Source organism: Lawsonibacter sp. JLR.KK007 (assembly GCF_036941135.1).
Classification (GTDB): domain Bacteria; phylum Bacillota; class Clostridia; order Oscillospirales; family Oscillospiraceae; genus Lawsonibacter.
On sequence record NZ_JAYWSY010000002.1, the window covers coordinates 285,623 to 297,709 of the forward strand.

The window sequence follows — 12,087 nt, forward strand, 5'->3', positions numbered from 1 at the left end:
CATCCGAAATGGGGAGTGATATTATGTATGGCAGGAGCGGCAGCCACAATCGGATCTGGCTTCCGGCGCTTGCGGCGGGAGGACTGATCCTGTTTTTGGCGCTTCGGTTCAGCCCCGGCGGAGCGCCGGAGCAGTACACGCTGCTGCCCGGCAGTGAGATGGAGGTCCCCGTCTATGTACAGAGAGGGGGGCGGGACGGCCCCACAGTTTATGTCGTCGGCGGGACCCACGGGGATGAGACGGCAGGCTGGCAGGCGGCTGCTGAGCTGCGCCGGACAAAACCGGAGGCCGGAACGCTCTATGTGGCCGCTCCCCTGAACGCCTACGGCGCGGAGCACAACCAGCGAAAGACCCGGGAGGAGCGGGACCTGAACCGCAACTTCCCCGGCAATCCGGAGGGCTGCGATGCGGAGCGGATCGCCTGGGCTGTCTATCAGGACATCCAGGAGAAGGACCCTGACCTGGTCCTAGACCTCCACGAGGCCAAACCCCCGGAGGGGACCCGGGACGATCTGCGCAGCTCCCTGATATGTCAGGACATGCGGCCCGTGGCGGACCTGATCCTGGACCTGCTGGAGGAATTCGGGACGGACAGCCGGCCCCTTACCCTCTACGGCTCTCCCCCCCAGGGAAGTCTGAACCGCACCGTAACGGAGCAGCTGGGAATTCCCGTCATCACAATCGAGACCGGCCGCGACGAGGCACTGTCCAGCCGGGTGCGGCAGCAGCTGGATATCGTGGAATTTACACTGACCAGGTATGGCATGCGTTCAGAACAGGGGGCGTCATGACAAAGATTGGAACCATTCGAGGGCTGACGGTTTTTGTACACAGCCGGAGAATTTTACTTGTGGGCTTTGGGCTGATTGCGTTGAGCTTCTGTATGCCCCAGCTGTTCACGGTGGAAAACGTTCAGGTACGTCACTTTCTCCATCTGGCGTTGATCAACGGGGAACGGCTGGACCTGATCAACGCCGCTCTGCGGCTGGTGGTATTGAATACAGTGCGCGCCCTCCCGCACTATTGCGGCGCCTTTCTCGTTGCCGACGCCCTGGAATTCCGGTGGAACGGACGAGAGGCGTGGTTCTGCAACGCCGGGCTGATCCTGCTGCTGCTGTACGCCACTTACCGCAGCATTCATCTCGCCTACGGCATATACTACGACTTTGGCCTTCCTGCCATTACCGCGGCGTTTTTCATCATTTTATTCATCAAATTGAATTACCGGTATATTTCTTCCATCAAAAAAACGCTTTTTGTCACAATGGAGCTGGCCGCCTGGCAGTTTTTAGATATTATGCCTTCAGCCTCCTTCCTGCCCGTGGGCAGGGGCGAGATCTCGATCGCCATCAAGCTGGCCGGCCGGCTGCTGGATGGGGAATCCGCCCTGGACACCATGGGCACGATCGGCATATTTTCCTTTGCCTTCTGCGCGGTTCTGCTGTTCATTCTGCTGCGGGATGAGAACTACCTCCGGGAGATCGACGCCCTCAAAGAGCAAAACAGCGCCATCCAGGCCAAATCCCATCTGAACGAGATGCGCACCCGGACCTACCAGGAGATTCAGCATCTTGTCCACGATCTAAAATCTCCCTTGACGGTGGTGCAGACCCTGGTGGGGGCCTGCAAGCTGAAATGCGAGCAGAACGGCGAACTGGAACAGCTGGAGCTGCTGGGACGGGTGGAAAACTCGGTGGACCACATGAGCCAGATGATCTCTGAGATCCTCTATCAGGATAAGACAAGCCTTGTGTCCGTGGAAAAACTCTTGAACCGGGTATTGGCACAGATATCAATCGAGAATTACGCCCCCTACGTCCACCTTGAGATGGATGTTACCAAGGCAAGGATACGTGTCAATGGAATTCTCTTTTCCCGTGTGCTGGTCAATCTGGTGCAAAACGCCGCCAATGCCATTGAAACAAGCCGAGCGCCCAACATTACGATTCGCGCAGGCATGGATGGGGCCTGGGTCCGTTTTCAGGTGATCGACAACGGAACGGGAATCGAAATACAGAAGCTGAAGGACATTTGGACCAGGGGGTATTCCGGCGGCGGCTCCAGCGGACTGGGACTCTTTTTCGTTCGGGACGTGGTAGAGCGCTTTAACGGTATCATTGATCTGTGGAGCGAGGTAGGAAAAGGCACTGTAATCACCATCAAAATTCCAAAGGAGGCGCAAGAGGATGGACCAGAGACAAAACGTGACGATTCTGTGCATTGACGACGAGGAGGACATCTGCTTTGCCCTGAAAACGCTGTTCCGCACCCAGGACTGGAACACTGCCACGGCCTGCGATGTGGACGCAGGAATCAAGCTGTTTACCCAGCTGCGGCCCACCATCGTACTCATTGATTACCACATGCCTGGGATCAACGGGGTGGAGGGGGTGCGGATGCTGCGCTGTCTGTCGGCCACCGTGCCCATCATCGTGTTCACCATTGACGAGTGCCAGAAGGTGGCGGACGAGTTTTTAGCCGCCGGGGCCAGCGACTTTGCGCTGAAGCCCATCAAGGCCCCCGACATCATCAGCCGCGTCAGGCTCCACCTGCGGCTTCTGGAGCGGCAGAATATCGACATCAGCTTTACCAAGGGGATCAGCCATGGGACCCTGGAGCTGATCCTGAACTACATGCGCCAGTGCAGCGCCCCCGTAACCGCCAACGATATCTCCAAGGAGACCGGCCTGGCCTATCAGACCGTGTTCCGCTACCTCCAGCACATGACCCAGCAGAAGCTGGTGGATGTGGACAGCGTCTACGGAAAGGTGGGCCGGCCTAAACACCTCTACCGCATCCGGCAGATTTGAATATGAGGCTCCCGTCCGTGCGGCGGGAGCTTTTTTGTCCCAAGAGAGGACGCCGAAAATTTCTACATAGAAAATAAGAGAGATATGAGAGAAATATAGACAAAAACAGAGCTATTTTTATATCATTGTTCTGTCAAAAGCGCGACAGGATCAGGCGCGCGACTGTCCTGGACCGTGAAATTGTAAAAGGAGGAATTTTGATGAAAAAACTCACAGCCCTGCTAACCACACTGGCACTGGCCCTCTCTCTGACCGCGTGCGGCCCCAAAGCACCCGCCGCCAGCTCTGGCAGCGGAACGCCTGCCGCCAGCAGCAACGCTCCCGGCGACAGCTCCGCACAGCCTGCGGACGACGGCTATACCTCTCTGGACGATTTCATCCTCTGGAACGAGGACGGCACCCTGACCACCACCGGCCGTGACGCCACCGGCCAGAACGCCGTGGTGTCCTCCGGTAAGTACGAAGCCTCCAAGATCGGCCGCACTATTATCGAGAACGGCGGCAACGCGGTGGACGCAGCCGTGGCTGTGGCCTTTACCCTGGGCCTGGTCGAACCCAATGCCACCGGCCTGGGCGGCGGCGGCTTTATGACCATGCGCTCCGCCGAGACCGGCGAGATCAAGTTCATCAACTTCCGTGAGTGCGCTCCCGCCGCCGCCACCCCCGATATGTGGCAGGTGGACGCCGAGGGCAAGGTGATCGGCAGCCAGAATATGTCCGGTGGCAAGGCCGTTGGCGTACCCGGCACAGTGGCCGGTATGCTGTACGCCCTGGAGAACTACGGCACTATGTCCCGGGATGAGATCGTGGCCCCCATCATTGAGCTGGCTGAGAAAGGCTTCACCGTTACCCCCACCTTATCTGCTGACATGAACAACACCTATGACAAGCTGATGCTTTACTCTGAGAGCGGCAAGATTTTCCTGAAGGATGTTGACGGTATACTTTTGCCCTACGATGTGGGGGACACCTTTGTCAACAAGGACTACGCCAAGACCCTGCGCCTGATCGCCAAGGACGGCGCCGATGTGTTCTACAAGGGCGAGATCGCTGAGGCTATGGTGAAGGCCGTCCAGAAATACGGCGGACTGCTGACCATGGAGGACCTGGCTAACTACCAAGTGGAGGTCATGGAGCCTGTCCACGGCACCTACCGTGGCTATGACATCTACTCCTCTCCCTCCCCCTCCTCCGGCGGCACCATCATCCTGGAGATCCTGAACATCCTGGAGAACTTCGACGTCCCCTCTATGGAGCATGACTCCGCCGAGAAGCAGCACCTGGTTGGCTCCGCCTTCGCCATGGCCTACGCCGACCGGGGCGAGTACATGGGCGATACCAAGTATGTTGACGTGCCCGTGAATGGCCTGGCTAACAAGGACTATGCCGCCAAGCTGGCCGCTAAAATTGACATGGACACTGCCATGACCAATGTACTCCCCGATGATCCCTGGATGTACGAGCATGAGGATACGACCCACTTCTCCGTGGCTGACAAGGAAGGCAATATCGTCTCCGTTACCTTTACCGTGAACGGCTACTTCGGCGCTGCTGTGGCCGCCGACGGATACGGCTTTATCCTGAACAATGAGATGGGCGACTTCAACGTAGGTGCTGGACACCCCAACTCCATCGCCGGCGGCAAGACCCCCCTGTCCTCCATGTCTCCCACCATCATCATGAAGGACGGCGAGCCCTTCGCCGCTATCGGCTCTCCCGGCGGTACCACCATCATCGCCACTGTGGCTCAGATCTGCTCCAACCTGATCGACCATGGCATGACCATGCAGGAGGCCGTGGACGCCCCCCGTATCTCCGGCTTCAGAGACACCACTCTGAACTATGAAAGCCGCTTCTCCTCTGAGACCATTGCTGAGATGGAGGCCAAGGGCTGGACCATGAACGCCAGCGATGAATTCAACCGCAGCTTTGGCTCCGTAAACGCAGTCCGCTACGCGGAGGACGGCACCTTGGACGGTGCCGGTGATCCCCGACGTGACGGCAAGGCCCTGGGCTTCTGAGCGTAGACAAAAAATGGAAAGGAAGTTTTGAACATGAAAAAACTGCTGATCTTGGGTCTGGCTGCGGCCATGACCCTCTCCCTGGCCGCCTGTGGCGGCGACAGCAAGACCCCCACCGCCTCCAACAATAACAACAACACCTCCAGCGCCTCCGGCTCCCAGGCCGGCGGCGACAGCTCCAGCCTGCCCGAGATCGAGGCTGGCTCCTGCGCCACCCCCGCCGTCCTCACCAGCGTTGGCCAGAGCGCCGACGTGGAGATCGTGGGCACCCTGTGCGGCAAGGCCGGCATTGAGGTCACCCTGGACAACACCATCAACGCCGAGGACCTGCCCTCCGACTGCAAAACCCTGATTCTGGCGGTGGGCGGCTCCTCCAAGGGCCTGGGCGCCGCCGGCATCGACGCCGACCAGGAGCTGGCCCGCACCGACGCCCTGCTGAAAAAGGCCGATGAGCTGGGCATTACCGTGGTGGCCATGCACACCGGCGGCTCCGCCCGCCGGGGCACCCTGTCCGATTCCTTCATCACCCCCTCCTTTGCCGCCGCTGACGTCGCCGTTGTGGTGGCCGAGGGTGACGGCGACGGCCTGATGAGCGGCATCCTGGCCGGCAACAGCACCCCCAGCGCCTACGTGGAGCAGGTGGCCGACTGCATCGCCACCCTGAAGACCCTGTTCGGCGTTGCGTAATGGAATCTAAACTTCCCGCTCCGGACTGGAGCGGGAAGCAAATAAATCTGGAAGAAGGAAAACATATGACCGCTTATGTCATCACATTTGTCATCATGGTAGGCGTGTTCATGGCGGGCTGCTTCGCGCTGAAGCTGCCGGTGGGCGTGTCTATGATGATCGCCGCCCTGTGCGGCGCGATCCAGGGCGGCCTTGGCCTGGAGACCCTGCGTATGATGGTAGAGGGCGAGTTCGGCTATGTGGACACCATCCTTACCATCGGCTGCGCCATGATCTTTATGAAGGTCATTGAGGACTCCGGCGCGCTGGATGCCCTGAGCAGCCTGATCATTGAGAGGTTCCACAAGGTCCCCGCTGTGCTGCTCATCCTCATCATGCTCATCATCATGTTCCCCGGCATGATCACCGGCTCCTCCACCGCCGCCGTGCTGTCCGCCGGGTCCATCATGGCCCCTGTGCTGGCCCTTATGGGCATCGACGCGGTAACCGCCGGCTCCATCATCGCCATGGGCGCCCTGCTGGGCATGATCGCCCCCCCGGTAAACACCGCCGCGCTGATTATCTGCGCCGGCATCGACGTGCCCTATGTGGGCTTTGAGGGTCCTCTGGCCCTGCTCACCTTCCCCCTGGCCATCCTGTTCGTGCTGCTGCTGGGCTACAAGCAGGCCCGGCATCTGGACTATGAGAAGCTCAAGCCCGCCCTGGTGGAGCAGGACGCTGTCCGCAAGCAGTACGGCTTCAAGATCTACATCCCCCTGGTGGTGCTGGTGGTCCTGATGGTGGTCTTCAAGGTGCTGAAGCTGGGAGAGGACATCGGCATGCCCCTCATGTTCATGCTCAGCGCGGTATCCGGCCTGTTTACCGGCAAGAAGATCAACGTGCTCCAGGCCGTCCCCGCCGCCATCCGCACCGCCGCCCCCGTCATGGGCATCCTGATGGGCGTAGGCATGTTCATCGAGGTCATGACCGCCACCGGCGTCCGCGGCCTGGTGGTCATCAGCTGCCTGCGCCTGCCCCAGGTCCTGTGGCTGGTGGCCTGCGCCGTCAGCATCCCCCTGTTCGGCGCGGTGTCCTCCTACGGGGCCTGCTCCGTGCTGGGCGTGCCCTTCGCCTACATCTACGCCTCCCTGCTGGGCGGCAACTCCGTGGTGGTGCTGGCCGCCATCAGCCTGATCGCCGCGGTGGGCGACATGATGCCCCCCACCGCCCTGGCCGGCCTGTTCGCCGCCCAGATCACCGGCGTCAAGCCTTACACCAAAATCCTCAAGCGCTGCATGGTGCCCATTGTGATCCTGCTGGTCTACGCCTGCTTCTTCCTGGCCAAGTCCAAGCTGATCGCGGGACTGTTTTAAAGGAGGGTATTTATGATTACATATATCTATTTGGGCATCGCCCTGATCGTGTTTGTCAGCACCCTCTATAACCTGATCTTCAAGGAAGAAAAGCTGGCCGACCAGATCAACGCCGGCATGATTTTGATTCCGCTGCTGCTGCGGATTCTGCTGATTAAGTAAGGGGGCGGGCCAAATGAAAAAGAATTACATGACCGGCGCCGCCATTGTACTGGCCGCCGCCATCATCGCGGGAATCGCCGGGATGAGCTTTTACGCCAAGCGCCATTTTGTGGAGGACGTGAAGCGGGGACCCGGCGTCACCGAGGTGTTCAAGCTGTCCACGTACAACGAGAACCTGGCCGGCACCATTGCCGACGTGGACGTGTATGTCATGAAGGGCGAAAAGGAGGGCGGCTCCCTGCTGGTGCTGGGCGGCACCCACTCCAACGAGCCCGCCGGCCACATGGCCGCCATCATCCTGGAGGAGAACGCCATGGTGGAGCAGGGAACCGTCTATGTGATCCCCAACATCAACAACTCCGCCCTGACCCACAACGACCCCCTGGAGGGCAACCCCCAGTACATGCACTTCACCACCAAAAACGGCGAAACCCGCACCTTCCAGTACGGCTCCCGGGCCACCAACCCCATCGACCAGTGGCCCGACCCGGATATCTACACCCACACCTCCGGCCAGACCCTGTCCGGCTCCGAGACCCGGAACCTGAACCGCTGCTATCCCGGCGTGAAGGATGGCACCATCTCGGAGCAGGTGGGCTACGCTGTGACCAACATGATTAACACCCTGGGCATCGACATGGAGATTGACCTCCACGAATCCAGCCCGGAGTACGCCGTCAACAACGCCACCGTGGCCCACGAGCGGGCCATGACCATCGCCTCCGAGGGCGTGCTGGACCTCCAGCTGGAGGGCATCAAAATGTCTCTGGAACCCTCCCCCGTCAGCCTCCACGGCCTGACCCACCGGGAACTGGGCGACTGGACTAACACCTATGCCCTGCTGATGGAGACGGGCAACCCGGTCCAGGGCCGCCTGCGGGGCTACACCGACGAGGACCTGATCATGACCGGCGAGGACCCCTGCTATGCGATCGCCTACGACCTGAATCTGCTGTATGTGGACTACAGCGCCGGCAACTTCCCCATGGAACTGCGTGTGGGCCGCCATTTAGCGGGCATCAGCGCCTACATCAATGCGTTCAACAACAACAGCGACAAACAGATTCTGGTCTCCGGCATCCCCAGCTACGACGAGATGGTCAACGGAAACGTGGGAGACTATCTGCTGTAACGAGCCAATCATCACAATCCAGAAATGGGGCCATCAGTTCTTCGGAACTGAGGCCCCATTTCGCTCCCCTCTCTCCGACTATTATACCGGGCCCCAGGGGCAACGTCCATCGTGGATGCGAAGAAATGTGGCAGGTTGGCTCGACTATTCTGGTTTGTCTTGGGCAATCGCGACAACTGCGGCGCGCTTCAGTGGCGCGAAGCTGAATCCGTCCTTCTGCGGCGCCGGTCACTCCCGCAGCGCCACACAGATGACCGCCACCAGCAGGGAGATGAACGCAAAGGTCCGGATGGAGTGCAGCTCCCGCTGGCAGTCCAGGAAAATGGCCATGTACCGGCCCTCCCCGACAGAGGTGACGGAGTATTTGTAGTTTCCCGTGTAGCCCATGCCCTCCCCATGGCGCAGCGCGATGGACAAATAGTGGCTGGTATCCTCCTCCCGGACGGCGGCGATATGCCGCATGTCGGTGCGGTCCAGGGAGCCGTCCGCGCTGTAGTACAGGACGAAATACCGGGTGGAGTAGGGGGTCTCCGGGGTGAACTGCCCTCTGGGGGGCTTTTCCGGCCTGCCGCCGGGGAACTGAGGGATCATGCCCTGGTTTTCCCCGATCATGTGGAGGGTATTGCTCAGACTCTGGCCGGTGGACAGGTAGTTGAACAGATTGATGGACACCGTCAGCAGGAGCACCACCAGGGTGACCGAGAGCATGGCGATCCTGATAAACTTCCGGCGCAGTCGGTTGATCATCCGGCGTCCTCCAGGGAGTAGCCCAGGCCCCGGCTTGCGCGGATGGTGACGGTGGAGCCGGCGGCGCTCAGCTTCTTGCGCAGATTGGAGATGTGGACCCAGACCACGTTGATCTCCGCCTCCGTGTCCCAGCCCCACACCCGCTCCATAATCCGCTCTGCGGAGAGAATCACCTGGGGGGAGCGCATAAACAGCTCCAGCACCTGGAACTCCCGGCCGCTGAGCCGCTGGAGCTGCTCTCCGCACCGGAGGGTGCTGCTGCCGCAGTCCAGCTCCAGGTCACCGAAGCGGAGCACCGGGGGCTTGTAGTCCCCCGCCCGCCGCAGCATGGCCCGTACCCGGGCCAGCAGCTCGTCGGGAGCGAAGGGCTTGGGCAGGTAGTCGTCCGCGCCGGCGTTGAAGCCGGTGACCCGGTCGTCCTTCTCCCCCCTGGCCGTCAGCAGCATAACGGGGGTGTCCACCCCGGCGGCCCGCAGCCGGGTCAGCACCGCCAGGCCGTCCAGCTTGGGCATCATGATGTCCAGAATGATGGCGTCGTACTCCCCCGCTGAGGCGTAGTCCAGGGCGGCGGCGCCGATGTTGCCGTTCACCAGCAGGATGATGACCTGCACCACGGCGGGGAGCATGGCCAGGGTGATGACAAAGCTCTGGGTATAGCTGCTTCTGTACATGGACAGCAGGGCGATGCCCAGCCCCAGCAGCAGAGAGGCGGCGGTGCAGATCAGAAAACCGTCCAGGGTGACCTCTGCCCCGATGATGATGGAATCAAGCACAGGCGCAGACCTCCTCTCGGATGGAGCCGGGCTGCGGACGGCCCAGAAGATTTTGCTGATAGCAGGCGCCGTATTTGGAGAAGGAGGTGGGGAAGGCGCCGGTCCGGCTGAGCAGCTGGGCCAGCCAGACGGGGGCGGCGCCGGGGATCTTGATCTCCATCAGGATCTGGCCGGGGTCCAGGAGGGGTGCGCCATAGTCCCCGGCGCGCAGATCCAGGTTCCGGTCCCGCCAGCGCAGGTTGGTGTCGAAGGTCAGGCGCAGCTCGGGGACCTCGATCCCGGCGAAGGCGGTGCGGTCGCAGGCGATGAACACCTTGGGGCTGGGGCGGTAGGTGTGCATGAACCAGTCAATCTCATGGCAGATCTGGTCCTCCCGCTCCGGGACGGCCCCGCTCTGGAGGTAGGATACCGCATCGGCGGCCGTCATGACCGTGCGGCGCTTGTAGACCACGCGGTCAAACTTCTTTTTCAGCTCCACAAAGACCTTGTCCTGACTGCCCGGAACGCCGTAGCTGCGCATCCGCAGCTTCTCCTTGTAGACGGGCTTTTCCAACGAAGTCCGGATCAGCTGATAGCTGTCGGTGTCGTAATAAAGGCTGCAGATGGTGTAGCATCCAAACTCGTCGGGGCGCATGTGCGCCTGGATGCCCGCCGTGATCTGCACAAGCTGCTGGGGGGTCAGCATATACTTTTTCTCATAGCGTTTGAAGCAGAACTGTAATGTACCGGCCATGAAGAAACCTCCTTGATGTGTGGTGTGAACAGCATAGAGGCCGTTCCTAAAGTGAAGCTAAAGAATGGGGACGGGCCTGTGAATATTTTGTAAACTCGGGGAAGGGGCCTTGGGCTTTAACTTCTCTTTAGGTTGACCGGGTATAAACAGAGAGGGGGCGGGGACGCTGACCGTCACGGCCAACTGCGGCAACGGCGTCACCAGCAAGGACACCTTGCAAATTTATGACGGCGTGCTCTCCGTCCAGGCGGTGAACAATGGCATCAACGGCAAGGATTCCAACACCATCGACAGCGCCTCCATCACCGTGACCTGCGGCGGGGATGCCATCCGCTCCACCAATGACACCGACGGCACGCTGGGCTGGGTCAGTATCTCCAACTCCCTCCTGGACCTGACCGCCGGGGAGGACGGCGTTCAGGCGGAGACGGCGCTGACCATATCGGAGGGCAGCTGTACCGCCGTCTCCGGCGGCGGCAGCGGCGTGCAGCCCTCCGACAGCATCAGCGCCAAGGGCCTCAAGGCGGGAACCACCCTGACCCTCAACGGCGGGACCTTCACGCTGGACTGCTCTGACGACGCAGTCCACTCCAACGGCGACGTGACCGTCTCCGGCGGCGTCTACACCATTTCCACCGGCGACGACGCCCTCCACGCCGATGAGGCCCTGACGGTATCCGCCGGGGAGATCAACATCCTGACCTCCTACGAGGGGCTGGAGGGTACCTCCGTCTCGGTATCCGGGGGGACGATTTACATTGTGTCCTCCGACGACGGCGTGAACGCGGCCGGGGGCGCGGACGGCAGCGGCTTTGGCGGCTTTGGCCGGGGAACTCCCTTCGGCGGCAATTCGGGTTCCCTGATCCACATCTCCGGCGGCTACCTGGTGGTCCGGGCAGGGGGCGACGGTCTAGATTCCAACGGAAACGCCATCATGTCCGGCGGCACGGTGATCGTGTCCAGCACCGGCCAGGGGGACGGCGCACTGGACTATGACGGCTCCTTCACCCTGTCCGGCGGCATTCTGCTGGCGGCGGACAGCGGGGCCATGTCCCAGTCCCCCAGCGAGGCCAGCCAGTACACCCTCTCCCTGGGCTTTGACAGCGTCCTCCCGGCGGGGACCTTCATCAGCCTGGAGCGGGAGGAGCAGAGCCTGGTCTTCGCTCTGCCGTCCAACGCCAGCCACGTTGTGATTTCCTCCCCCGAGCTGGAGGGAGGGGCCGTCTATACGCTCTCCTATGGAGGGGAGTACAGCGGCCAGACGGCGGACGGCCTCTGCTCCGGTGGGACCTGCTCCGGCGGCACGGAGGCGGCTGAGCTGACCCTTTCAGACTACATCACCACCTATGGCCGCGCGGACATGGGCGGCCGCCCCGGCGGACCGAGGGGCGGGACGCCCAGAGAGGACTGGGGCGAACCGCCCACAGAGGGCATGCCCCCGGACCAGCGGCCCGGCGGCGGAGAGCGGGTCCCCGGTACCGGCTGGGAGGGCCAGCAGGGTCACAGCGGACCGGACGGCATGCCGGACGGAAGGGGCGCAGGCCGCGGCGAACCGCCGGAAGAGGGCGCCCTTTGACGCCAGCCCGCTCAGGAAGCAAACAGAGGGCGGAGCCGGTTTTCGACTGCTTGGTCGAAAACCGGCTCCGCCTGTTCGATCTCTGAAGCTGTAA

The 12,087-nt window shown here is 61.5% G+C and carries 12 protein-coding genes; 9 read left to right on the plus strand and 3 right to left on the minus strand.

Going from position 1 to position 12,087, the window contains the following annotated elements:
- Positions 1–23: 23 nt before the first annotated feature.
- From VV088_RS11190 to VV088_RS11225, 8 genes are all read left to right on the plus strand, one after another.
- Entirely contained in the window at positions 24–791 is a 768-nt protein-coding gene (locus VV088_RS11190) for a succinylglutamate desuccinylase/aspartoacylase family protein (RefSeq protein WP_334600765.1), read from the plus strand.
- Complete coding sequence (locus tag VV088_RS11195) at positions 788–2,224, plus strand: sensor histidine kinase (RefSeq protein ID WP_334600767.1); 1,437 nt, start codon at positions 788–790, stop codon at positions 2,222–2,224. Before VV088_RS11190 ends, VV088_RS11195 begins: the two co-directional genes overlap by 4 nt.
- Positions 2,187–2,810: a response regulator gene (locus VV088_RS11200; protein WP_334600768.1), complete on the plus strand. Its 624-nt coding sequence runs from the start codon at positions 2,187–2,189 to the stop codon at positions 2,808–2,810. Before VV088_RS11195 ends, VV088_RS11200 begins: the two co-directional genes overlap by 38 nt.
- Positions 2,811–3,010: 200 nt before the next feature.
- Positions 3,011–4,831 (plus strand): gamma-glutamyltransferase, encoded by a 1,821-nt coding sequence (gene ggt / locus VV088_RS11205; protein WP_334600770.1) that lies wholly within the window; start codon positions 3,011–3,013, stop codon positions 4,829–4,831.
- A 33-nt stretch (positions 4,832–4,864) separates the two neighbouring features.
- A complete protein-coding gene (locus VV088_RS11210) occupies positions 4,865–5,518 on the plus strand; it encodes a DUF6305 family protein (RefSeq protein WP_334600773.1) in 654 nt (217 codons plus the stop codon).
- 65 nt (positions 5,519–5,583) lie between these two features.
- On the plus strand, positions 5,584–6,870 hold the full coding sequence (locus VV088_RS11215; RefSeq protein WP_334600774.1) for a TRAP transporter large permease subunit: 1,287 nt from the start codon (positions 5,584–5,586) through the stop codon (positions 6,868–6,870).
- Between the two features lie 12 nt (positions 6,871–6,882).
- Positions 6,883–7,032 (plus strand): hypothetical protein, encoded by a 150-nt coding sequence (locus VV088_RS11220; protein ID WP_334600776.1) that lies wholly within the window; start codon positions 6,883–6,885, stop codon positions 7,030–7,032.
- Positions 7,033–7,045: 13 nt separating this feature from the next.
- Positions 7,046–8,164: a succinylglutamate desuccinylase gene (locus tag VV088_RS11225; RefSeq protein ID WP_334600779.1), complete on the plus strand. Its 1,119-nt coding sequence runs from the start codon at positions 7,046–7,048 to the stop codon at positions 8,162–8,164.
- Positions 8,165–8,392: 228 nt separating this feature from the next.
- Here VV088_RS11225 and VV088_RS11230 read toward each other — a convergent pair whose 3' ends face one another.
- The 3 genes from VV088_RS11230 to VV088_RS11240 are packed head-to-tail and all read right to left on the minus strand — an operon-like array spanning position 8,393 to position 10,417.
- Positions 8,393–8,911, minus strand: a complete 519-nt coding sequence (locus VV088_RS11230) for a hypothetical protein (protein ID WP_334600780.1) — start codon at positions 8,909–8,911, stop codon at positions 8,393–8,395.
- Positions 8,908–9,684, minus strand: a complete 777-nt coding sequence (locus VV088_RS11235; RefSeq protein WP_334600782.1) for a response regulator transcription factor — start codon at positions 9,682–9,684, stop codon at positions 8,908–8,910. The genes VV088_RS11230 and VV088_RS11235 overlap by 4 nt, the downstream gene beginning before the upstream one ends.
- Positions 9,677–10,417, minus strand: coding sequence for a polyphosphate polymerase domain-containing protein (locus VV088_RS11240; RefSeq protein WP_334600783.1), 741 nt, complete (start codon positions 10,415–10,417; stop codon positions 9,677–9,679). The genes VV088_RS11235 and VV088_RS11240 overlap by 8 nt, the downstream gene beginning before the upstream one ends.
- Positions 10,418–10,559: 142 nt before the next feature.
- Here VV088_RS11240 and VV088_RS11245 point away from each other — a divergent pair, with 142 nt between their 5' ends.
- Positions 10,560–11,993, plus strand: a complete 1,434-nt coding sequence (locus VV088_RS11245; RefSeq protein WP_334602063.1) for a carbohydrate-binding domain-containing protein — start codon at positions 10,560–10,562, stop codon at positions 11,991–11,993.
- Positions 11,994–12,087 lie beyond the last annotated feature (94 nt).

Coding starts and splice junctions, on each gene's coding strand:
- VV088_RS11195 (WP_334600767.1), top strand. CDS start 788: ATGACAAAGATTGGAACCATTCGAGGGCTGACGGTTTTTGTACACAGC.
- VV088_RS11230 (WP_334600780.1), bottom strand. CDS start 8,911: ATGATCAACCGACTGCGCCGGAAGTTTATCAGGATCGCCATGCTCTCG.
- VV088_RS11220 (WP_334600776.1), top strand. CDS start 6,883: ATGATTACATATATCTATTTGGGCATCGCCCTGATCGTGTTTGTCAGC.
- VV088_RS11215 (WP_334600774.1), top strand. CDS start 5,584: ATGACCGCTTATGTCATCACATTTGTCATCATGGTAGGCGTGTTCATG.
- VV088_RS11240 (WP_334600783.1), bottom strand. CDS start 10,417: ATGGCCGGTACATTACAGTTCTGCTTCAAACGCTATGAGAAAAAGTAT.
- VV088_RS11225 (WP_334600779.1), top strand. CDS start 7,046: ATGAAAAAGAATTACATGACCGGCGCCGCCATTGTACTGGCCGCCGCC.
- VV088_RS11210 (WP_334600773.1), top strand. CDS start 4,865: ATGAAAAAACTGCTGATCTTGGGTCTGGCTGCGGCCATGACCCTCTCC.
- VV088_RS11190 (WP_334600765.1), top strand. CDS start 24: ATGTATGGCAGGAGCGGCAGCCACAATCGGATCTGGCTTCCGGCGCTT.
- VV088_RS11200 (WP_334600768.1), top strand. CDS start 2,187: ATGGACCAGAGACAAAACGTGACGATTCTGTGCATTGACGACGAGGAG.
- ggt (WP_334600770.1), top strand. CDS start 3,011: ATGAAAAAACTCACAGCCCTGCTAACCACACTGGCACTGGCCCTCTCT.